This is a genomic window from Paraburkholderia piptadeniae (genome assembly GCF_900007165.1).
Classification (GTDB): Bacteria; Pseudomonadota; Gammaproteobacteria; order Burkholderiales; family Burkholderiaceae; genus Paraburkholderia; species Paraburkholderia piptadeniae.
The window spans coordinates 52,776-74,490 of sequence record NZ_CYGY02000064.1; the positions used below are offsets into that span (position 1 = coordinate 52,776).

The window sequence follows — 21,715 nt, forward strand, 5'->3', positions numbered from 1 at the left end:
AGCCTTATTCAGAAAGGCTTTCAGGCCGATTGAGTCGTGCCAGGGGAGGGTGTCAACCTTTATGCGTTGTTCAATTACGACACGAAATGATGTGCGAAAACAACGTGAAAATGGCGGAATTCAGATTGTTGTCAGCTCTGAAATAGTAGTTTGCGAGATGCGCATCTATTCAAATCCGTAGCCGGCGCTATACTCAAATTTCTGCTTTCCGAAGCAGACTTTTTCGTTGACGAAAAAGATCTCCAAACCTTTGTCGGCGCGACTTTCTCCAAGTCGCGCTTTTTTTTGCCTGCGCTTACTGCACCGATTTATTGATGCTTTCCATCCGGAACGACGGGAGCAAATTCGAGTCCCGGCGTGAGGCTCCAATCTTCGATCACATAGTGACGCGCGTCCATTGGGGATGACAGCAGGTTCTGCCAGTGATCGCCGTGCCACATCGGATCGAACTCCAGCGCGGATGTGCGCTGCGCGGAGCCGTCGGCGCGCGGCGAGTCTTTCGGGGAGTGGAACAGTTGGGCGGCGATGCGGAGGAGGGTATCGAACAACATGGCATTTCTCCAATTGCGAACTGCTGGCTGAAATCTTGCGTCTCAGGTGTTACCTTAACAACCCGTGGAAACACTTACGAAAGACACGATTTGTTACATAGCGGAAAAATTTGCGCCCGTCTCTTTGTTATAGCAGACAGAAACCGGCAATACAGACCGATTTTATTCTGAATACTTTAAAATTTCTCACGCTTACGTTCGTTTTTATGACCGGTTTGACGAGCATCCAAACGTCAATTTGAAACCGCTTGACGCCTCTATCCGGTTCCCCGTATAAATGCGATGCTGGATTTTCGATAGCGGGACGCTAATCTGTGCTTTACGCGTATATTTCCGTTTTTTGAAATTCGTGAATCGTAATCGGCATTAAAGGGCATTGCCTGTTCAGTCAAATATCGAGGAAAGTGGAATATGGAAACCGGTGTCGTCAAATGGTTTAACGATGCTAAAGGCTATGGCTTTATCACGTCCGACACGGGCGGCGAAGATCTCTTCGCGCACTTCTCGGAGATCCGTGCGGAAGGGTTCAAGTCGCTGAAAGAGAACCAGCGGGTGTCGTTCGACGTCAAGGCCGGCCCGAAGGGCAAGCAGGCTGCCAACATCCAGCCGCTCTGATTTTCATCGAACGTTCGCTCTGAGGATAAACCCTCGCTTTTGCGAGGGTTTATCATTAATCGCGCGATGAACATTAATGCGGCGTTCGAATCCATGCCGCCTTGGCGGGCAGAGTTCGAAAACGTTGCTCCCGCGTGCAAATCGATCGAGGTTAATCCGGAAACTAGCGTAATCCCTGATTGATGATTTATTTATGACGGGCAAGCCGAGTAAACATAATCCGGCGAGCGCGGTAACGGTCGACCGCAAATTCCCATGACGTGAAAATCGTGTGCGCAAGCAGTGCCGTCGATAGGGCATACTTGTACCAAGTCCCGCATTGCACAAGTTTTCCCATGTCCGTACCGTTTCTGCCTGATCCGGCCCTCGATGTGCCGATCGCCTTCGTCGACCTCGAAACCACGGGCGGCTCCGTAGGCACTCATCGGATCACGGAAATCGGCATCGTCGAGGTAGGGCCGAGCGGCGCGTCCCGCTGGACCACCCTCGTCGATCCCGGCCAGCCGATTCCACCTTTCATCCAGCAGTTGACGGGCATCACCGACGACATGGTGCGCGGCGCGCCCACGTTCGAATCGATTGCGGCGGATCTGTTCGCGCGGCTCGAAGGCAAGCTCTTCATCGCGCACAACGCCAGTTTCGATCGCGGATTCCTGCGCAATGAGTTCCAGCGCGCGGGCTACGCGTTCAATCCGGACGTGCTGTGCACCGTGCGCCTGTCGCGTGCGCTGTTTCCGGCGGAAAAGCGCCACGGACTCGATGCGCTTGTCGAGCGGCATGCGCTCGTGCCGTCGGACCGACACCGCGCGCTCGCCGACGCCGATCTGCTCTGGCAGTTCTGGCAGCGCCTGCACGGTCTAGTCCCCGTCGACGTGCTGCGCGCGCAGATCGACAAGACGATGCGTCGCTACCAGTTGGCGGGCGACATCACCGAGGATCTGCTCGATACCGCGCCGGCCGGCTGCGGCGTGTATGCGTTCTATGGCGAGGCCGACGCGCCGCTGTACGTCGGTCGAAGCGTGCGCGTGCGGCAGCGTCTGCGTTCGCATCTGACGGGCGAGCGCCGTTCGTCGAAAGAGATCAGGCTTGCGCAGCAGGTTCGGCGCGTCGAGTGGCGCGCGACGGGCGGCGAGATTGGCGCACTGCTCGCGGAAGCGCAGTGGATCGCGACGCTGCGTCCGCCGCTCAACCGTTTGCCGCGCGTGAGCCGCGCCGATCCCGTCGATGCTCCGTGGCCTTTCGAAGGCGCAATTGCGTTCGAGGAGCGCGATGCGTCAGAAGGCGCGCGCGTCTTTCATGTCGTCGACGGGTGGCGCTATCTCGGACACGCGCCGTCGCTGGCCGAAGCCTCGGCGCTGCTTGCTGCCGGCACGCGCGGCGCGTTCGAGCTGTCGACATGGCGCATCCTCCAGACGCACCTCGCGCGCGGACTGCGCGTGCTGCCGCTGTCCCGCGCGCTGGGCGAGGCCGTGGCCGCGCCGGCTACGGCAGTGATCGACGCGGCCTAGCCCGTCGCCCCGACGCCCCCCGCTTCGCACACATGCCCGAGCGCTCGCATGAGCGCGGCATTGCGCGTGTTGTCGTAGCGGGTGAGCGATTTCCAGTTATCGATGCCGCGCGCGACGCGTGTCGGGCAATCGTCCTGCGCGCGCAGCGTCTGCACGCGCGCGAGAGCGGCAATCAGCGATTGCGTCAGCTTGTCCAGTTGCGGCCTCAGGCTGGTTGCGAGATCGGGTGCCGCGCCTTCGGGCGGCCGGGTTGCGCGCCACGAATCGAACAGCGCGTTCTGCACTTCCTTGCTCGCGTCGATCTGATCCTGGAAGAACGCGCGCGCGAACGCGGGATCGACGCCCGCGTTCGTCGCGCGCTTCCCGACGTCGGCGAGCAGCGCCTGCTCGCGCGGCGTATCGGTTATCGGCTGATGGTGCGCCCACTTGTAGCGCGCAACAGGCTCGGCCAGCGACAGACGCTGCGAGACGAGCGCGATCAGATTGGTGAGCGCGGTGTCGTCGCCATCGGCGCGCGCGGGTGTCGGCGCGAAGGCGAGGGCGAAGGAGAGCGCGATCGCGCCAAGCGCGCCGACATGAAGCGAACGGATCATTGAGCTTGAGACAGCCGGAGGCTGCACACGAAGAGGAAAAGACAGAAGAATAGACGAAGCGCGCGGCATGCGTCGCACATGCACATCGACGGCCTGCGCCGCACATGCACATCGACGGCCTGCGCCGCAGTGGAGAAAGACGTAGGGACAAGTCAGCGAATACGGACGAGCGCGCGTGCGGCACGTTGACGCGTCGTCAGTCGTCGCTCAAAAGCGGAAAGACACAAACGCGAGCGCACACAACCCCCGCGCCTCGATATGCGAAGCGCACGGACGTGCAGCGACATTGGCGCATCCTTTCGATGCGCGAGCCCCGATGCTGCAATGCACGTCAACCGTTACTTCGGGTCGCACGACTTGCGTTGTTCGTCGAAGAACGCGCGAACATGCTCGGGCAGTTCCGCGCCCAGAAACTCGACGCCTGCCGGTTCCGGATCCGGGCTCGAGACCTTGTCGGGGGTCGGAATCTTCGGCGGTTTGGTATCCATGATGTTCTCTCCTTTACGAAATCATTATCTTCCCTGGCATGTATGTCGGACCAGCGCTGCCGCACACAGCAGATGTTTTGGCGCGCCTCTGTTGCTTTAACGGCACAGGGTCCCAGGCATTGAAGCGCCTTGTTTAGAATTTAATGATTGCCTTATTGCAGTACGTCTAAACACCGTCTTTCGGCCGCTGCTATACTGCGCGCTCACTTTTTCAGGTAGCGATGGCACGCCCGACACGCTGGATCAGTCTCGTATGGCTGGCGCTGGTACTCAACGTACTGTCGCCCGTCATCGGCTATGCGCGTGCACCTGGCTCGCAAGGTCCGCTCTCCGTCGAGCTCTGTCATGCGGCTGGCGCGAAGAACGTCGTCATCGACCTCGGCGATTCGCACGACAGCACGCCGAAGTCGCACCTCGCTGTTCCCCACTGTGTCTACTGTCCGGGCTTCGCCGCCAACTTCGCGCTTGGCGCCAGCGTCCCGTTCGTCCCGCCTCCCGTCCGTGCGCTTGCTTACGCGCGCGCCGTCGAGCCGGAAGTCGTCTTTGTGCGCCGCAGCGTACGCGTCGCACAACCCCGCGCCCCTCCCGTCACGTCGATCTGAGGCCCATTCAGCCCGTTCGCTCGCCTGCGTCTGACATCGTCAAGGCGTAGCAGGCGGCGAGCCGCCGTGCGTGCCTTTGCTCCCGGTTTCCTGCCTGCCGCGTCAGCCACGCGGCAAGCGGCTTGGGCATGTGCACCGGCAGGGCGTCTTCGATCACGTTTTCAGGACTCTTCATGCGCATCGTTTCCGCTGCGCTGTCCGCACGCACGCCGCTTTCGGCGGCATGCACGGCAGTGTTCGTCTTTCAACCTGCATGGGCCGCTCAAAGTACGATCGATCGTGCCACCCCGGATACTTCGGTCTCCCATTCTTCTGTAACGAGCGATTCCGCGGATTCGTTGACGGAATCCGCCGGCACGCTGCAAGCCGTGAGGGTCACGGCCGCGCGAGCCGCACCCGCGTTTGCGCCGGATACGCCTGGCGTCGTCGAAACCGTCACCCGCGAGCAGATCGACGCACGCAACATCGTCAACACGGAAGACGCGCTCAAGTACGCGCCGAACGTCATGGTCCGCAAGCGCTTCACGGGCGACCGCAACTCGGTGTTCGCGGGCCGGGACTTCAACGAGCTTCAGAGCGCGCGCGGCCTCGTCTATGCCGACGGCCTGCTGCTGTCGAATCTGCTCGGGTCGAGCTATGCCTACCCGCCGCGCTGGTCGCTGATCGCGCCCGATGACATCGCCCAGGTCGAGGTGCTGTATGGGCCGTTCTCGGCGCTCTATCCGGGCAATTCGATCGGCTCGACGGTGCAGATCACGACGCGCAAGCCCGAGAAGCTCGAAGCGTCGCTGGACACGCAGCTTTTCACGCAGCATTACGACGACCCCTATGGCCTCACGAAGAGCTTCGGCGGCAATCATGAGTCGGCGCATATCGCCGATCGCATCGGCCGGTTCTGGTACTCGCTGACGCTCGATCGTCTCGAGAACAACAGCCAGCCGTTGCAGTACGCGAGCCCGAACAGCGCATACAACGCGAAGCTCGGCGCGCCCGTCGCGGTGACGGGCGCGGCGACGGATATCGGCCCGAACGGCCAGCCGCGCGTGATCGTCGGTCCGCAGATGATGGAGCGCACCGAGCAGACCGGCGAATCCGTGCGCATGGGCTACGCGCTGACCGACCGCGTCGACGCGACGCTCACGCTCGGCCACTGGGAGAACCACTACAAAGACCGCGCGCAGACCTTCCTGACGGATGCCGCCGGCAACCCGGTCTATGCGGGCAATGTGACGATCGGCGGGAAGAACTACACGATTGCGCCGACGGCGTTTTCGCCCGCCAACGGCGATCAGGAGAACTGGCTCTACGCGTTCGGGCTGAACGCGCGGCTCGACTCGGGCTGGAAGCTGTCGGGCACCGTATCGGCGTACGACGTGTCGCGCGACGTGCTGCGCTCGTCGGCGACTGCGCCGCCCGCTGCCTATGGCGGCGGCCCGGGCACGATCTTCTTCGGCGACGGCACGGGCTGGCGCACGCTCGATCTGAAAGCAGAGTCCCCGTCGTATGCGGGCCACGCGTTGACCGTCGGCTATCACTTCGACAATTACTTCCTGCGCAACGAGACCTTCAACACGTCCGACTGGCTGAACGGTTCTCTGTCGACGCTCGCCAGCACGTATCGCGGCGACACGCGCACCCAGGCGCTCTATGGCCAGGACGCGTGGCGTTTCGCGCCGGGCTGGCTCGCGACGCTCGGCGTGCGCTACGAGCGCTGGGACGCATACGACGGCGCGCTCAGCAACGGCACGTCGACGTTCGGCTACGCGGACCACGGCGCGAACGCACTGTCGCCGAAAGCGTCGGTGCAATGGCAGGCCACGCAAGAGTGGCTGTTCCGCCTGTCGTTCGCGACGGGCACGCGCTTTCCGACCGTCGGCGAGCTGTTTCAGGGGACGATCGCGAACAACGCGATCGTCAACAACAATCCGGGCCTGCGCCCTGAGAAGGCGATCGACTGGGACTTCACGGCGGAGCGCGACGTCGGCGTGGGTGTCGTGCGGGCGAGCGTGTTCCAGAGCGACCTGCGCGACTCGATCTACAGCCAGACGACGGTCAACGGCGCATCGACGCTCACCAACATCTCGAACGTCGATCGCGTGCGCGTGCGCGGCGTCGAACTGGCGTTCTCGGGGCAGAACGTGCTGCTGCGCGGGCTCGATCTCGACGCGAACGTCTCGGCGACCAACGCGCGCATTCTCGCCGACCCGGCGAATCCGTCGTATGTCGGCAAGCGCTTCCCGCGCATTCCCGTGATGCGCGCGAATCTGCTCGCCAACTACCACTTCGACCCGCAATGGCAGGGCAGCGTCGGAATACGTTATTCCGGCCGCCAGTACAACACGCTCGACAACAGCGACGTCAGTCCCGATGTCTACGGCGGCACCAGCTCGTTTCTGGTCGTCGATCTGAAGGCGCGTTATCAGATGGGCAAGCACTGGCTCGCGTCGCTCGGCATCGACAACCTGACGGACCGCCGCTACTACGTCTTTCACCCGTATCCGGGCCGCACGTTCTACGGAGAACTCGAATGGTCGCTTTAAGAAAATGGGCGGCGGCGCTGGCCGCCGGCTTCTCGCTGACGCTGATCGCGCAGCCGTCGCTCGCGCATGACGCTTCGACCGATACGCACGCGGGACATGCGATGCCGATGGACGTGGCGGACGGCATGAGCGGCATGAGCGGCATAGCATCGGGCGCCGGCGCGAAAGCCGTGCGCGCAGCCAAAGCGCCGCTCGCGACGGGCGCCGCGTTCGATGCGCAGCATCGCCTGTGGGTGGCGTGGGTCGAAGGGCAGCATGTCGTCGTCGCGCATTCGAGCCACGCCGACAAAACGGGCCGCACGCTGTCGCCGCCCGTCGTGGTCAACGCGATGCCCGAGCCGATCTACACGAGCGCCGAGAACCGTCCGAAGATCGCCGCGAGCCCGGACGCGAAGGCGATCTACGTCACGTGGTCGATGCCGCTCGACGCGCCGTACACGGGCATGGTGCGCTTCTCGCGTTCGATCGACGGCGGCGCGACGTGGAGCGTGCCCGCGACGGTCCACGGCGACCGCCAGCCGATCACGCATCGCTTCGATTCGCTGATCGTCGACGGACAGGGGCGCATCTTCGTCGCGTGGATCGACAAGCGCGATCTGACGGCGGCGAAGAGAGCGGGCAGGCCGTATGACGGCGCGGCTGTCTACTACGCGGTATCGACGGACGGCGGGCAGTCTTTCCAGCCCGAGCGCAAGGTCGCCGACCACACGTGCGAGTGCTGCCGGATCGCGCTGGCGCTCGACAACGAAGGCCGGGTGCAGGCGATGTGGCGCAACGTGTTCGACGGCCAGATTCGCGATCACGCGCTCGCGGTGCTGCCCGCCGACCCGCGCGAGGCCGTCGTGCCGATTCGCGCGACATTTTCCGGCTGGCATATGGAAGCGTGCCCCGAGCATGGGCCCGCGCTCGCGATCACGCCGGACGGCGTGCGCCACATGGCGTGGTTCAGCGTCGTCAACGGACGCGCTGATATCTACTACTCGCGCCTCGACGCGAACGGCAAGCCGATTGGCGAGCCGTGGGCGTTCGGCGACACGGGCAAGCCCGACGAGCAGGCGTCGCACGCGGCGCTGATCGCGCAAGGCAAGACGCTGTGGCTCGCGTGGAAAGACTTCGACGGCGACACGATGCGTCTGATGCTGCGCCGTTCCGATGACGAAGGTGCGCATTGGAGCGCGCCGCGCATGCTCGCGCAGACGGCGGGCGGCAGCGACAATCCGCAGTTGCTGGAAGACGCGGGGCGCGTCTATCTGTCGTGGCGCACGCAGAACGACGGCTACATGCTCGTGCCGGCCGGGGAGGGCAATCAATGAAGCGAATCGGGATGGCGCTCGCCAGCGCCTTGATTGCTGCCGGCGCGCAAGCAGGCCGCCTCGAGCCGCTGCACGCGTCGGAAGTGAACGCGCTTTTCGCCGCGTCGCAAGGCAAGCCGCAGATCGTCGAAATCTGGTCGCTCGATTGCGGCTACTGCCGCGAGAACGCGGCTCGCATCGTCGAATGGCAGAAGAAGCATCGCGATGTGCGGCTGACGATGATCGCGATGGACACCATCGACGACAACGCCGCAGCGCTGTTGCAAGTGCTCGCGTCGCTGCCGTTGCCGCCGCAGACCGCGCTGTACGCGAACGCCGAGGCGATCCCCGACAAGCTGCGCCGCGCGCTCGATCCCAACTGGCACGGCGAGATGCCGCGCACGCTGCTGATCGACGCGTACGGCGCACGGCAGGCGACGAGCGGGTTGTTGCAGCCTGCCGTGCTCGACGCCTGGCATCGGTAGCGCGCAGCGAGCCAGTTTTTCGCGCTTCGGGCTTCGGGCTTCAGGTTTCGTGCTTCACGCGCGCGAGCGGCGGCGCGTATGTCCCGCGCGTTTGGACATCGCTTCGTTCACAGCTTCGCGCATGCACTGCGCAACGAGCTCCGACGCATTCGTGCGCGAGGCGCGCGCGGGCCGCGCAATCACGAGAGGCTGGCGTATGGTTTCTTCGCGAATGGGCCGTTCGATTGCGCCCGTCGACGACGAAGCCATTTCGCCTTGCGTGATCAGCAGCGACACGCCGAGACCATGCGCGACCATGCCGCGCACGAGTTCGAGCGATGTCGCACGATAGCGCACTTCGGGTGCGAGCCCGCATTGCCAGAACGGCGCCATCAGGAATTCGCGACTGTGCGGCAGATCGATCAGGATCAGCGGCTCTTTCGCGAGCTCGTGCAGCGACAGCTTGCCCGCCTTCTTCGCGAGCTTCGATGCGGCGGGCACGAGCGCGTAGGGCTTCAGTTCCGCGAGACACTCGCGTTCGATATCGGCGGGCAGGCCGACGTCGTACATCAGCGCAAGTTCGATGTGGCTGCTGCGCAATCCTTCTTCGAGCTGCACGAGATCGCCTTCGACGAAGCGTATCGACAGGTCCGGAAAGCGCGCACGAGCAATGCGCAGCAACGCGGGCAGATAGACGGGCGCAATCGTGCTGAAGACGCCGATCTGCACTTCCCCTGACGCCGCATTGCCGCTGTCGTCGGCCTCGAACGATGCGGCGGCGTGCAGCAGTTGACGCGCTTCCGCGAGCTTGCGCACGCCGAAACGCGTCAGCGTCATCTTTGCGCCCGTTTCGCGCGTGAAGAGCGTGTCGTCGAACAACGATTCGAGTTCGCGTATCGCGACCGAAATGGACGGCTGCGAGACGTTCAGCTGTTTCGCCGCGGCGGTCGTGCTGCCTGTTTCCGCCGTCGCCGTGAAGTAGCGCAGAAGCCGCAACGAGACGCGCATCGGAAAATCCTATAGGTGCTAGTTCAATTTGATATTTTACTTGATAGGCTACGCAGGCCGAGAATCGGCGCATCGAACCCCTCGTGAAAGGAGCCGTCGATGTTCCGTTCGAATCTGCCGATCGAAGGGCTGCGTGTGATCGATTTCTCGCGCGTGCTCGCGGGCCCTTATTGCACCGCGCTGCTCGGCGATCTGGGCGCCGACGTGATCAAGGTCGAGCCGCCCGCGGGCGACGACTATCGCGCGGTCGGCCCCTTTACCGAAGACGGCGAGAGCGGTCTGTTCGCCGCGATGAACCGCAACAAGCGAAGCATCGTGCTCGATCTGAAGACCGATGCCGGGCGTGAACTTGCGCGCGCGTTGTGCGCGGACGCCGATGTCGTCGTCGAGAACTTCAGGCCAGGCGTCGCGGACAAGCTCGGCATCGGTTATGCCGCGTTGAGCGATATCAATCCGTCGCTCGTGTATGCAAGCGTGTCGGGCTTCGGGCAAACCGGACCCGAATCGCATCGCCCCGCATACGACATCATTCTCCAGGCGATGTGCGGACTCATGGACGCAACCGGCTCGCCCGACGGACCGCCAACGATGATCGGCGAATCGGTATCGGACGTCGTCAGCGGTCTCTTTGCGTCGTGGGGCGTGCTCGCGGCACTGCTCGCGCGCGAGCGGAACGGCAAGGGCACGCATGTCGACGTGTCGATGTTCGATGCGACGCTCGGACTGAGCGCGACCCTCGTCGCGCGTTATGCCGCAACGGGAATTGCGCCGCGCCGTGTCGGCAACCGTCATCCGTCGTCGGCGCCTTTCGGCGCGTATCGCGCGGCGGACGGCTTCTATGTCGTCGCGGTGCTGAACAATCGCTTGTTCGGCGCGTTCGCGCACGCCATCGACGCGCCGCATCTCGCGAGCGATCCGCGCTTCGCCAGCGATGCGTCGCGCTGCATTCACGAAGCCGATCTGCGCGCGACCATCGAGGCATGGTCGGCGTCGCGCACCGTCGACGAAGTCAATCGCACGCTCGGTGACGCGGGCATTCCCGTCGCGCCGATCCGCAATCTGCAGGAAGCGTTGGAAAGCGATCACGCGGCCCATCGCGCGCTGCTGACGCGAGTGCAGCGCGAAGGCAAACACGCGGCGCGCGTGCCTTCGCAGCCAGTGAAGTTTTCCGCGTACGAGCTCAATCGTGTGTCGCCTGCGCCGGCGCTTGGCGAGCATGCGGAAGCGCTGTTGCAGCAACTCGGCTACGACGTGAAAGACATCGCTTCGATGCGCGAGCGCGGCGCGTTTGGCGCACGCGCATCGAATGAGGAGAGCGCATTTCGCAACGAGGAGCGTAACCATGCATAAGCGCCTGGGTGTCGAGGACAGCGATCTGGAGATTGCCGACGCGATCTCGCGTTTCGCGCAAAGCGAACTTGCGCCGCGTGCCGCGCAAGTCGATCGCGATGAGCTTTCGACCACGCGCTATGTCGCGCAACTCGCCGCACTCGGCGTGATGGGCATGAATCTGCCGGAGCGTTGGGGCGGCGTGGATGCGTCCGCTGTCGCGATCGTGCTGTCGCTCGTGGAGATCGCGAAGGCATGCGCATCGACGTCGTCGATGATCGGCGCGCACTATCTCGCGACAGACTCGATCCTGATCGGTGGTGACGATACCTTGCGAGAGCGTTATCTACGCGACGCGGCTTCGGGCCGGAAGCTCGGCGCATTCGCATTGACGGAGCCGCGCGCCGGATCGAATCCCGCCGACATGTCCACGCGCGCGACACGCGAGGGCGACGGCTATCGGATCACGGGCGTCAAGCACTTCATTTCGAATGCGGACGCTGCGGGCTTTATCGTCGTGTATGCGAAGACGGATACCGATGCGGGCACGCGTGGCATCAGCGCATTCGTGGTCGACCGCGAAACACCGGGCGTCGACGTTGCGCCCGCCGAAAAACTGATGGGCATACGCGGCGCGCCGGCACATGAAGTGGCGCTCGATTGTCACGTGCCCGCTGCGAATCGCCTGGGCACCGAGGGCAGCGGCTTTCGCACGGCGATGAAAGTGCTCGACAACAGCCGTCTCGATGTCGCCGCAACGAGCATCGGCATTGCAGAGGCGGCGCTGGCGCTTGCCGTCGATTGGCTGAAGACGCGGCACGTCGGCGGCGAGCCTCTGTCGCACAAGCAAGGCCTGCAATGGACGATCGCCGATATGAAGACGCGTCTCGAAGCCGCATGGCTGCTGACGTTGCAGGCGGCGGCAATGCGTGGGGCGGGTGAGCCGTTCACGCAGCATGCGTCGATGGCGAAGCTCTACGCGTCGGAGATGGCTGCGTTCGTCGCCGATGCGGCGTTGCAATTGCATGGCGGCTATGGCTTCACGCGCGAGATGCCGTTGGAGCGGCTCGTGCGCGATGCGCGCATTCTGCGCATCTACGAGGGCTCCTCAGAGATACAGCGAACAGTGATTGCACGTTCGGTTTTGGCGTGAATGATTCGAAGCACTTATTTATTGCTTTAGTGCAACGGAAGTGGGTGCGCCTTATGTTGCGCGAATAATTGTCTATGCTGATTGGAAATGTGCGCGCCGCGAAGCAGAGAACCGATGGTCAGGTGTTGCTCTAAACGTCTGCGGACGGTACGCCCAACGGCCATCGCAATCACTACCGCGTGTTCTTTTCATTCGTGCGCGCGACGGGCGACGTCAATGGTTTCGCGCTGGGCTTTCCCGATTTCGCCGCCGGGCATCTGTCGATCAACTCGACGGGAGCGGGCGCGTACTGGACGCATATCGGGCCGGGCGACTGGTACACGGATGCCGTGATCGTCGGCAGCTCGTTGTCGGTGTCGCCGTTGTCGAACGAGGGCATTTCGGCATCGACGAAAGGCTATGAAATCGGGGCTTCGATCGAAGGCGGCTTCCCGGTTCCGTTGACCGCGAGCCTGAGCGTCGAGCCGCAGATCCAGTTGATCGTGCAGCACGTTGGCATCGACGATCTCAACGATGGCGTATCGAACGTGTCTTTTCATGCGGCGAACAGCGTCGTCGGGCGGATCGGCGCGCGCGTGCAAGGACAGTTCGAGCAGGGAGGCGCCGCTTTCCAGCCATTCGCGACGGTGAACCTGTGGCGCAATTTCGGCGGCACCGATTACGCGACGCTGGGTCCGAGGGCGCTTTCCGTCAGCGACGCGGCGACTGCGCTGCATTTCGATATCGGCGTGGTTGCGAAGGCAAGCAGGCGCGCGAGCGCATTGGCGAGGGTCGCGTACACAATGAATGTGAACGGATCACATCGGAGTGTCGTGGGCGGGAACGTGGGGGTGAGGTGGAGCTGGTGATTCGATCCGGCAGAAGCACGGCAGAAAAACAAAAAGCCCAGTCGCGAGGACTGGGCTTTTTGCTTGAATCTGCTGGTGCCGGAAAGAGGAATCGAACCCCCGACCTTCGCATTACGAATGCGCTGCTCTACCGTCTGAGCTATTCCGGCGCCGTTGTCGCTTTCGTTTTGGACGTCAGCAACGAAGAAGCAAGATTATAGGGTGCCGTTTATCCAGTTGGCAAGTGCTTTCTTAATTTTTCTTTTCCAGATGGTAGCGGGTCACGCGATCCACTTCGTTCTTCGAGCCGAGGAACACCGCGACGCGCTCATGCAGGCTCTTCGGCTGGATGTCGAGGATGCGCTTTTCGCCATTGGTCGCGGCGCCGCCCGCCTGCTCGACGATGAACGCCATCGGATTTGCTTCGTACATCAGACGCAGCTTGCCGGGCTTCGACGGATCGCGCTTGTCCGCCGGATACATGAAGATGCCGCCGCGGCTCAGGATGCGATGCACGTCCGCGACCATCGATGCGACCCAGCGCATGTTGAAGTCGGCCTGGCGCGGACCGTCCTTGCCCGCGTTCAGCTCACCGATGTACTGCTGCACGGGCTCATACCAGTGGCGCTGGTTCGACGCGTTGATCGCGTACTCGCGCGTCTCGACGGGGATGCGCAAGTCGCTTTGCGTAAGCACCCACGAGCCCAGCTCGCGATCGAGTGTGAAGCAGTTGACGCCGTTGCCCGTCGTCAGCACGAGCACGCTCTGCGGACCATACACGGCATAACCCGCCGCGACCTGCTGCGTGCCTTTCTGCAGGAACGATTGCTCGGTCGGCTGCTGGCCGTCCGGGCAACGCAGCACCGAGAAGATCGTGCCGATCGACACGTTCACGTCGATGTTCGACGAGCCGTCGAGCGGATCGAACACGAGTAGATACTCGCCCCTCGGATAGTTCGCGGGGATCGGGAAGAACTGTTCCATCTCTTCCGACGCCATGCCGGCGAGATTGCCGCCCCATTCGTTGGCGTCGAGCAGGATTTCGTTCGACAGGATGTCGAGCCTCTTCTGCACTTCGCCCTGAACGTTCTCGCTGCCGGCCGTGCCCAGCGCTTCGCCGAGCGCGCCCTTGCTGACGTGATAGCTGATGGCCTTGCACGCGCGCGCAACGACTTCGATCAACAGACGCAGATCAGCGGGCAGGTTGTTGTTTTCGCGCTGCTGCTCGATCAGATACTTGGTGAGAGTGGTACGACGTTGCAAAGACATTGCTGTACTCCGGAGAGGCTTGGGAATATCTGGATTTTAACCTTTCGATGTGCGGGTTCCGTGACTTTATGAACAGTCCGGTTCCGAGGACCGCTAGCCACCTGCTTTCAATCCGTTGGATGTGCGGTGGATCGGCGGCGCGGCTATCGCAACGATGGCATGCCGGAATGCGCGTCGCGAGCGGCTCATTGCCTCTGCAATGTTGAAGCAAGTTAATGAAAAACCGGAGAAGGGTCGAGTTGCACCATGCGTTCGTTGTGCCGGACAGAACCCCCCACCCCCGGCCTGGTGCGCTAATCCAATGATTGGCGACAGCAAGCCCAGATGAACGGACGAAGGACGGACGAAAAAAGCCGGCACGTGTGCCGGCTTTCGACTGCGAAGAATACCAGGAATCAGGCCAAAGCTTTCTCAACGATCTCGCGCACGTCGCGCGACTTCGCCTGAGCCGCGACCTTCTCCAGCGCCGCGCGCATCTGCTCGCGCAGCGCCGGCGTGAAGCGCCGCCACAGTTCCAGCGCACGCGCGAGACGGGCCGCGACCTGCGGATTGAGCGCGTCGAGTGCGATCACCTGCTCGGACCAGAACGTGTAGCCCGAGCCGTCTTCCGCATGGAACTGCGCCGGATTCGCCGAGCAGAAGCTGAAGATCAGCGAGCGAGCGCGGTTCGGGTTCTTCAGGTTGAACGCGGGATGCGTCATCAGCTTGCGCACGATGTCGATCACGGCGCGCTGTTTCGTGCCGCGCTGTATCGCTTGCAGCGCGAACCACTTGTCGATGACGAGCGGCTCGTTCTCGAAGCGGCGATAGAAGTCGTCGAGTGCGTCCGCGGCGGCCGCGCCGCCGTTCGATGCCGCGGCCGTCAGCAAAGCCGCTAGCGCCGACGCGCGATCCGTCATGTTGTCCGCCGCGTCGTACTGCGCCTTCGCGAGACGCACAGCATCGGCGGGATCGTCGAGTTCGGCGAGATAGGCGAGCGCCAGATTTTTCAGCGCGCGATGGCCGCCTGCTTTCGGCGTGGGCTCATACCCGCCCGGCGTCTGATGCCGTTCGTAGATCGCGAGCCAGTCGCCCTTGAGCGCCGATGCGAGACGCTTGCGCACGAACTGCCGCGCGCTATGCACGGCGGCCGGGTTCGACTCGTCCATCTGCTCGGCGAGATACGCTTCCGACGGCAGCATCAGCGCGAGCTCGCGGAAAGCCGGCGACAACGTCTCGTCGTTCAGCACGCGGGCGAACGCGGCGACAACGGTATCGTCGAGTTCGAGCGTCTTGCCCGTTGCCGCGCGCTCGGCGAGCGTCAGCAGCTCGCGCGTCGCGAGTCGCTGACCGGCTTCCCAGCGGTTGAACGGATCGCTGTCATGCGCGAGCAGGAATGCGAGCTCATCGGCCGTGTAGTCGTACTCGACGACGACGGGCGCCGAGAAATTGCGCAGCAGCGACGGCAGCGGTTTTTCGGCGACATCGACAAACGTGAAGGTCTGCTCTGTCTCGGTGAATTCGAGCACACGCGTGGTTTGCGGCGACGCCGCTGCTTCGCCTTCGAGGCGCAGCGGCAAGTCCTGGCCGTCCGCGCCGATCAGGCCGATCGCGAACGGAATCAGCAGCGGGCCTTTCTGCGTTTCGCGCGCGGCCGGCGACGCGTCGCCGAAGCCTTGCGTGAGCTTCACGGTGTAGCGTTTTTGCGCGGAGTCGTAGTTCGTTGAGACCGCGATGCGCGGCGTGCCCGCCTGGCTGTACCAGCGCTCGAACTGCGCGAGGTCTCGGCCGTTCGCGTCGGCCATCGCGTGACGGAAGTCGTCGCACGTCACCGCGTGGCCGTCGTGGCGCTTGAAGTACAGATCCATGCCGCGCCGGAAGCCTTCGCGTCCGAACAGCGTCTGATACATCCGCACGACTTCCGAGCCTTTCTCATAGACGGTCATCGTGTAGAAGTTGTTGATCTCGACGTAGCTTTCCGGGCGGACGGGATGGGCCATCGGACCGGCATCTTCGGCGAACTGCATCTGACGCAGCACGCGGACGTCTTCGATGCGCTTCGTCGCGCGCGCTGCCTGGTCCTGGCCGGAGCTGCCGCCGCTTGCCATATCCGCGGAAAACTCCTGATCGCGGAATACGGTCAGTCCTTCTTTCAGACTCAACTGAAACCAGTCGCGGCACGTGACGCGATTGCCCGTCCAGTTATGGAAGTATTCGTGACCGACGACGGCCTCGATATTCGAAAAGTCCGTATCGGTCGCGGTTTCGGGATTGGCCAGCACGTACTTCGTGTTGAAGATATTGAGGCCCTTGTTTTCCATCGCGCCCATGTTGAAGTCGCTCACCGCGACGATCATGAAGCGGTCCAGATCGAGTTCGAGGCCGAAGCGCTCTTCGTCCCAGCGGATCGAGTGGATCAGCGAATCCATCGCGTGACGGGTCTTGTCGAGATCGTGCGCCTCGACCCAGACTTGCAGCAGCTTTTCCTTGCCGGAGCTCGTCTTCACGCGTTCTTCGAGCGCGACGAGCTTGCCCGCGACGAGCGCGAACAGATAGCTCGGCTTTCTGAACGGGTCCTCCCAGCGCGCGAAGTGGCGGCCGTCGGGCAGATCGCCCTGTTCGAGCAGATTGCCGTTGGACAGCAGCACCGGGTACGCGGCCTTGTCGGCACGCATCGTCACCATGTAGGTGGCCATCACGTCCGGGCGGTCGAGGAACCACGTGATGCGCCTGAAGCCTTCCGCTTCGCACTGCGTGAAGAAGTTGCCGCTCGATACGTAAAGGCCCGAGAGCGTCGTGTTCGCGGCGGGATTGCAGATGCCCGTCACCGTCAGTTCGAACGAATCGGGCACGTTGTCGACGGTCAGGCCGTGTTCGTGCGCATGCACACCGGCATAAGGCTTGCCGTCGAGCGACGCCTCGACGAATTCCAGCTGCTCGCCGATCAGCTCGAGATGCGTGGCGCGTACCGCATCGGGATTGCGACGGATGCACATCGTATTCCTGACGACGGTGCGCTCGGGCACGAGATCGAATTCGAGTGCGACGGTATCGATGAGAAAGGCGGGCGGCGCGTAGTCGGCGCGGCGGATCACTTGAGGCGTTTCGGTATCGGCCATGGTGTCGTGACGGAAGAAAGCTCGAAGCCGGCGAGCGTCGTGCGCAGGCCGGGCGGGTCGGACCATTGTACAAAGCCTCGGCCGATCGTGCGGACAGAACTTTTTACCGGCCGTATGAGTCAGCGTATTATCGGGCCGCTCGCGCACAGACGCGGGCGACGATATCAACGAGGTAGACCATGAAGCTCGACCGATTGACCCGCCACGCGGCACTCGCGCTGGCGGCGCTCGCTACGCTGCTGGCGGGCTGCACGACTTATGTCACGACGCAGGTGACGGCCTTTTCCGACTGGAGCGGCAGCGATACGACGCGCACTTACGCATTCACGCGCACGCCGGAGCAGAAGAACAATCTCGAACAGGCCACATACGAACAGATCGTCGCGAACGAACTCGCGTTGCATGCGTTCCGGCAAAGCGATGCTCGCGACGCGCGCTATCTGGTGGCGCTCGCGTGGGGCATGCGCTCCGATACCGTGACGGTGGCGCAGCCCGTCTACTACTACAACCCGTGGCCGGGCCCGTACTACTGGGGGCGGCCATTCGACCCGTGGGGCCCGTGGGGTCCGTTCCCGCCGACCTATGTGAACCAGAGCTATCCCGTGTACACGCACCTGCTCGGCATTCGCATCACGGAGCGCGCGTCGGGCAAGGAGGTCTATAACGTGACGGCGCGCAACACGGACGAGCAGTCGTCATTGTTCGCCGCAATGCCTTTTCTCGCGCGTAGCGCGATGTCCGATTTCCCGTTGAGCAACGGCGCGATGCGCACGGTGAAGATTCCTCTGGACGAGAAGGGCGGCGCGTCGAACGAGGTCGCGGCGGGCGGCGCGGCGGCGCCTGTCCCGGCGTCGGGCGCGAAGACCGTCGAGTAAGCGCGTTTGCGCGCGAAGAAAAGCCGCATCGTGTGAGCGATGCGGCTTTTTTGTTCACCGATGACGCGCATTCGACGCGGCGCGCATCGTCAAACGCCGATACCCATCAACGCCATCGCGCCCAGCACGACGAACATGATCGCCGCGATGCCGTGCACGAGCCTGGTCGGCAGCTTGTGGGCGAAGCGATCGCCGAGCAGGATCGCCGGCACGTTCGCGATCATCATGCCGAGCGTCGTGCCCGCGACGACGCCGAAGAATTCGTGGAAGCGCGCCGCGAGCGCGACGGTCGCGATCTGCGTCTTGTCGCCCATTTCGGCGAGGAAGAATGTGACCACGGTCGCGCCGAACACGCCGAAGTGCGTGCGGCTGGTGTTCGCTTCCTCGTCCTCCAGCTTGTCGGGCACGAGAATCCACAGGCCCATGCCGATGAACGAGGCGGCCAGCGCCCAGCGCATCACGGTCGGCGTGACGAGCGAGCCGAGCCACGCGCCGAGCGCGCCGGCGCCTGCGTGGTTGATGAGCGTCGCGGCAAGCACGCCGAGAATGATGGGGAGCGGTTTGCGGTAGCGCGCGGCGAGGACCAGCGAGAGCAGTTGCGTCTTGTCGCCGATTTCAGCGAGCGCGACGGCGCCGGTCGAGATCAGAAATGCTTGTTCCACGTTTTGATAGATTCCCCGGGCCGAGATGTGTGCGAGCGACGACCCACGACGCGCCGGGCCCTAGAGCGGCGGTGGTGGATCATCGGTCTCGCCAGGCCAGAGGCTGCGTCTGCCATGGCCGATATGGCCAAGTCTGTTGACAGGCGCCCCCGCGATTCATGCGCGCTGCGCTCGCTGTTCGATCTGACCGAACCGTTGCGCGGGCATGAAGCAGGGCGGCTACTCCCCAATGAGCGACGGAGTATAGCACGGTGGCCTGTGCGGCAGAGCCGCGCCTTGCGCAACTTGTGGCGCCTCTTCGCACGCTTACAGCAAGCCGCTGCGGCGCGGAGCACCAATGTCGATTTTTAACGGAACTGTCGCGTGTCGCCCACTGGAATGGGGAAGTAACAAAACCCGTGCTACTGTTCCGTCCCCGTGTTCGGCCGGGCGCGGCGAAACCCCTTGGAACAAGGCTGCTGCCTCGCAGGAAGCGCAGGAAAACGCTTTCGTCGCGTGCAAGAGACGGATACAGATGGATACGTCTTTTCTGGCTGATTTCGGCCAGAATGCTCTGTATCATTTTGGGCGGCCGAGGTAATTACCAGACGAAAGCCCAGTTTTGACATTCCGCCCTAAATAATCATCGCTGCGTGCCGTTATTTCGGTGATTCCTTAAGTCAATCCTGGAGTCACCCAGGCGTCGCGCCCCGCCCCGGAGTAGCGCGCCTCACGTGCTGTCGACGGCAGGCGCGCCCACGGCGCCAGCAGCCTTCACGCGCGAACACCGATATGCCCGATCTGCACTGGACAATTCCGGTTGCTCGCTGGTCTTCGTGGCCTGCCGTCGCAGCCGTCGCCCCCGACCTTGGCTTCATCGAGCCGATGGTGCGGCGTCGTCTGAGCACGCTGTCGCGGGTCGCGCTGAAGGTCGCGCACGATTGCGCCGCCGACCACCCCAATGTGCGAATCGTTTTCGCCTCGCGCCACGGCGAGCTGCGCCGCACGACCGACATTCTGCGCAACATCAGCGCGGGCGAGCCCGTCTCGCCGACTTCGTTCAGTCTTTCCGTGCTCAATGCGATGACGGGCGTGTTCGGCATCTCGCGCGGCGACCGCACAGCCGCGAGCGCGCTGTCCGCGGGCGCGGAAACGCTCGGCTACGCGCTGCTCGAAGCGCACGCCCAATACGCGACCGACCCGTCGACACCCGTGCTGCTCGTCTACGCCGACGAGCCCGCCGATCCCGCTTACGGCACCATCGAAGAGGAAGTGCACGGCGGCGCGCTCGCGATCCTGCTGGGCGATTCAGCCGCGACGGGCCGGCTGTCGTGCGCGCGCAAGGCCGTGACAAACGCCGCTACGGACACACCACAAGAAGCACCGTCGGGCACTGTCTTTGCGACGCAGAGCCAGGCCGTGCATCACTGCCTCGACACGCGCACGGCCGCGCAGTGGCGCGGCGAGCACGCCGCCTGGACATGGAGCTGGCATGAAGGCGTGGCTTGACTATCGGTGGCGCCTCGTGGCGACGGCGCTCGCGTTCACGGCGTTCGGCGTCTGCGGACTCGGCTTTTCGCTGATCCTGTTCCCCATCGCGTGGATATGGCCGCATCGCGCGTCGAAGCAGCGCGCCGTGACCGCGATCGTTCATGCGTTCTTCCGCGCGCTCGTCGCCGTGCTGCGGCGGGCGGGCGTGATGGAGCTCGATGCGCGCGGCGTCGAGGCGCTGCGCCGCAACGGCGAGGGCCCCGCCATCGTCGTCGCGAATCATCCGACGTGGCTCGACGTGATGGTGCTGCTGTCGCTGACGCCGCATGCGTGCTGCGTCGTGAAGAGCGCGCACTGGGGCAATCCGTTTTTCTGGGGCGTCGTGCGCGCCGCGGAGTACGTGAGCAATGCCGACCCCGTCGAGCTCGTCGAGGCGGGCGCGCGGCAACTGGCGCGCGGCAATACGATGATCATCTTTCCGGAAGGCACGCGCAGCCCGGCGCGCAACCGGATGCATGCTTTTTCGCGCGGTTTCGCGCATATGGCGCTCAAGTCCGGCGCGCCGATCCTGCCCGTCCTGATGGACTGCGATCCGCCGGCATTCACGAAGGGCATGCGCTGGTACAACGTGCCCGAGCGCGCGTTCCGCATGCGCGTCAACGTGCTCGAACCCGTCGGCGCGGACGGGCTGGCCGCGCACGACGAACCGCCCGCGCTCGCCGCGCGCGCGGTGACGAGCGCAATCGAAGCACACATCACCCGGCACCTGTTCGACTATGGATTCTTTAAAGCTTGAAATCAAACAGCTTCTGATCGAAGCGCTCGATCTGGAAGACCTGACGCCCGCCGACATCGACGACGATGCGCCGCTCTTCGATACCGACGGCATCGGCCTCGATTCGATCGACGCGCTCGAAATCGGCATCGTGCTGCGCAAACACTATCAACTGACGATCGCGGCGAACGACGAACGCACGCGAGAGCACTTCCGCTCGATCAATACGCTTGCAGCGCTGGTGGCGAGCCAGCGCGAACCGGCGCATGAGTCGGGCGAAACCACAAAGAAAGGGGAATGACCGTGACCGACACCGAGATTCTTGAGCGCATCCGCGCGATCTTCAAAGAGAACTTTGCGATCGAGCCCGAACGCGTGACGCCCGACGCGCATCTGTTCGAAGAGCTCGATCTGGACAGCATCGATGCCGTCGATCTCGCGATCAAGCTACAGGAGATGACGGGCCGCCGGATCAAGCCGGAGGAGTTCAAGTCGGTGCGCACGGTCGGCGACGTGATCGTTGCCGTCGAGTCGCTGCTCGCGGCGCAGGGCTGATGCACGCGCAACGTTCGCGCGCACGCGACGCTTCGAACGAG

The 21,715-nt window shown here is 63.6% G+C and carries 22 protein-coding genes, 1 tRNA gene and 1 riboswitch; of the genes, 14 read left to right on the forward strand and 9 right to left on the reverse strand.

Annotated elements, in window-relative coordinates:
* Positions 1–308: 308 nt before the first annotated feature.
* The gene (locus BN2476_RS30925; RefSeq protein ID WP_087737999.1) at positions 309–551 is read right to left on the reverse strand and encodes a hypothetical protein; all 243 of its coding nucleotides are present in this window, start codon (positions 549–551) and stop codon (positions 309–311) included.
* 411 nt (positions 552–962) lie between these two features.
* On the opposite strand from BN2476_RS30925, the gene BN2476_RS30930 reads away from it, so the two are divergent.
* Positions 963–1,166 (forward strand): cold-shock protein, encoded by a 204-nt coding sequence (locus BN2476_RS30930; RefSeq protein ID WP_087738000.1) that lies wholly within the window; start codon positions 963–965, stop codon positions 1,164–1,166.
* Between the two features lie 335 nt (positions 1,167–1,501).
* A complete protein-coding gene (locus BN2476_RS30935; protein WP_087738001.1) occupies positions 1,502–2,674 on the forward strand; it encodes an exonuclease domain-containing protein in 1,173 nt (390 codons plus the stop codon).
* Here the strand turns inward: BN2476_RS30935 and BN2476_RS30940 are convergent.
* Complete coding sequence (locus BN2476_RS30940; RefSeq protein ID WP_087738002.1) at positions 2,671–3,267, reverse strand: chorismate mutase; 597 nt, start codon at positions 3,265–3,267, stop codon at positions 2,671–2,673. The two genes, BN2476_RS30935 and BN2476_RS30940, sit on opposite strands and share 4 nt — an antisense overlap.
* Before the next feature lie 338 nt (positions 3,268–3,605).
* Positions 3,606–3,755 (reverse strand): hypothetical protein, encoded by a 150-nt coding sequence (locus BN2476_RS47305; RefSeq protein ID WP_162849273.1) that lies wholly within the window; start codon positions 3,753–3,755, stop codon positions 3,606–3,608.
* A gap of 221 nt (positions 3,756–3,976) precedes the next feature.
* Here BN2476_RS47305 and BN2476_RS30945 point away from each other — a divergent pair, with 221 nt between their 5' ends.
* On the forward strand, positions 3,977–4,357 hold the full coding sequence (locus tag BN2476_RS30945; protein WP_087738003.1) for a DUF2946 domain-containing protein: 381 nt from the start codon (positions 3,977–3,979) through the stop codon (positions 4,355–4,357).
* Positions 4,358–4,364: 7 nt separating this feature from the next.
* Here the strand turns inward: BN2476_RS30945 and BN2476_RS46685 are convergent, their stop codons facing one another.
* A complete protein-coding gene (locus tag BN2476_RS46685; protein WP_160111790.1) occupies positions 4,365–4,532 on the reverse strand; it encodes a hypothetical protein in 168 nt (55 codons plus the stop codon).
* Between BN2476_RS46685 and BN2476_RS30950 the strand changes: the two genes are divergently transcribed.
* From BN2476_RS30950 to BN2476_RS30960, 3 genes are read left to right on the forward strand one after another with little or no spacing between them, the layout of a single operon-like run.
* The gene (locus BN2476_RS30950) at positions 4,531–6,897 is read left to right on the forward strand and encodes a TonB-dependent receptor (protein WP_087738004.1); all 2,367 of its coding nucleotides are present in this window, start codon (positions 4,531–4,533) and stop codon (positions 6,895–6,897) included. The two genes, BN2476_RS46685 and BN2476_RS30950, sit on opposite strands and share 2 nt — an antisense overlap.
* On the forward strand, positions 6,885–8,210 hold the full coding sequence (locus BN2476_RS30955; RefSeq protein WP_087738005.1) for a sialidase family protein: 1,326 nt from the start codon (positions 6,885–6,887) through the stop codon (positions 8,208–8,210). The genes BN2476_RS30950 and BN2476_RS30955 overlap by 13 nt, the downstream gene beginning before the upstream one ends.
* Positions 8,207–8,674 (forward strand): thioredoxin domain-containing protein, encoded by a 468-nt coding sequence (locus BN2476_RS30960; RefSeq protein ID WP_087738006.1) that lies wholly within the window; start codon positions 8,207–8,209, stop codon positions 8,672–8,674. The genes BN2476_RS30955 and BN2476_RS30960 overlap by 4 nt, the downstream gene beginning before the upstream one ends.
* A gap of 54 nt (positions 8,675–8,728) precedes the next feature.
* On the opposite strand, the gene BN2476_RS30965 is transcribed toward BN2476_RS30960, so the two are convergent.
* On the reverse strand, positions 8,729–9,661 hold the full coding sequence (locus tag BN2476_RS30965) for a LysR family transcriptional regulator (protein ID WP_087738007.1): 933 nt from the start codon (positions 9,659–9,661) through the stop codon (positions 8,729–8,731).
* 99 nt (positions 9,662–9,760) lie between these two features.
* Between BN2476_RS30965 and BN2476_RS30970 the strand changes: the two genes are divergently transcribed.
* The 3 genes from BN2476_RS30970 to BN2476_RS30980 all read left to right on the forward strand — a co-directional run bounded on the left by BN2476_RS30970 (position 9,761) and on the right by BN2476_RS30980 (position 12,991).
* A complete protein-coding gene (locus tag BN2476_RS30970; RefSeq protein ID WP_087738008.1) occupies positions 9,761–11,011 on the forward strand; it encodes a CaiB/BaiF CoA transferase family protein in 1,251 nt (416 codons plus the stop codon).
* On the forward strand, positions 11,004–12,143 hold the full coding sequence (locus BN2476_RS30975) for an acyl-CoA dehydrogenase family protein (RefSeq protein ID WP_087738009.1): 1,140 nt from the start codon (positions 11,004–11,006) through the stop codon (positions 12,141–12,143). Before BN2476_RS30970 ends, BN2476_RS30975 begins: the two co-directional genes overlap by 8 nt.
* 179 nt (positions 12,144–12,322) lie before the next feature.
* Positions 12,323–12,991, forward strand: a complete 669-nt coding sequence (locus BN2476_RS30980) for an autotransporter domain-containing protein (RefSeq protein ID WP_087738010.1) — start codon at positions 12,323–12,325, stop codon at positions 12,989–12,991.
* A 73-nt stretch (positions 12,992–13,064) separates the two neighbouring features.
* Here the strand turns inward: BN2476_RS30980 and BN2476_RS30985 are convergent.
* From BN2476_RS30985 to pepN, 3 genes are all read right to left on the reverse strand, one after another.
* A tRNA-Thr gene (locus BN2476_RS30985) sits at positions 13,065–13,140 on the reverse strand.
* Positions 13,141–13,222: 82 nt separating this feature from the next.
* Positions 13,223–14,239 (reverse strand): class 1 fructose-bisphosphatase, encoded by a 1,017-nt coding sequence (locus tag BN2476_RS30990; protein ID WP_087738011.1) that lies wholly within the window; start codon positions 14,237–14,239, stop codon positions 13,223–13,225.
* Between the two features lie 395 nt (positions 14,240–14,634).
* Positions 14,635–17,337: an aminopeptidase N gene (gene pepN, locus BN2476_RS30995; RefSeq protein WP_087738012.1), complete on the reverse strand. Its 2,703-nt coding sequence runs from the start codon at positions 17,335–17,337 to the stop codon at positions 14,635–14,637.
* Positions 17,338–17,516: 179 nt separating this feature from the next.
* Here pepN and BN2476_RS31000 point away from each other — a divergent pair, with 179 nt between their 5' ends.
* The gene (locus BN2476_RS31000; RefSeq protein WP_087738013.1) at positions 17,517–18,212 is read left to right on the forward strand and encodes a DUF4136 domain-containing protein; all 696 of its coding nucleotides are present in this window, start codon (positions 17,517–17,519) and stop codon (positions 18,210–18,212) included.
* Positions 18,213–18,301: 89 nt separating this feature from the next.
* Here BN2476_RS31000 and BN2476_RS31005 read toward each other — a convergent pair whose 3' ends face one another.
* Entirely contained in the window at positions 18,302–18,874 is a 573-nt protein-coding gene (locus BN2476_RS31005; protein WP_087738014.1) for a TMEM165/GDT1 family protein, read from the reverse strand.
* A 55-nt stretch (positions 18,875–18,929) separates the two neighbouring features.
* Positions 18,930–19,114, reverse strand: a riboswitch (yybP-ykoY riboswitch).
* A 531-nt stretch (positions 19,115–19,645) separates the two neighbouring features.
* On the opposite strand from BN2476_RS31005, the gene BN2476_RS31010 reads away from it, so the two are divergent.
* Genes BN2476_RS31010 through BN2476_RS31025 form a run of 4 tightly spaced genes read left to right on the forward strand, consistent with a single transcriptional unit; the run spans position 19,646 to position 21,674 of the window.
* A complete protein-coding gene (locus BN2476_RS31010; protein WP_087738015.1) occupies positions 19,646–20,362 on the forward strand; it encodes a beta-ketoacyl synthase chain length factor in 717 nt (238 codons plus the stop codon).
* The gene (locus BN2476_RS31015) at positions 20,346–21,140 is read left to right on the forward strand and encodes a lysophospholipid acyltransferase family protein (protein WP_087738016.1); all 795 of its coding nucleotides are present in this window, start codon (positions 20,346–20,348) and stop codon (positions 21,138–21,140) included. The genes BN2476_RS31010 and BN2476_RS31015 overlap by 17 nt, the downstream gene beginning before the upstream one ends.
* Positions 21,121–21,420: a phosphopantetheine-binding protein gene (locus BN2476_RS31020; protein ID WP_087738082.1), complete on the forward strand. Its 300-nt coding sequence runs from the start codon at positions 21,121–21,123 to the stop codon at positions 21,418–21,420. The genes BN2476_RS31015 and BN2476_RS31020 overlap by 20 nt, the downstream gene beginning before the upstream one ends.
* Positions 21,417–21,674: an acyl carrier protein gene (locus BN2476_RS31025; RefSeq protein ID WP_087738017.1), complete on the forward strand. Its 258-nt coding sequence runs from the start codon at positions 21,417–21,419 to the stop codon at positions 21,672–21,674. Before BN2476_RS31020 ends, BN2476_RS31025 begins: the two co-directional genes overlap by 4 nt.
* Positions 21,675–21,715 lie beyond the last annotated feature (41 nt).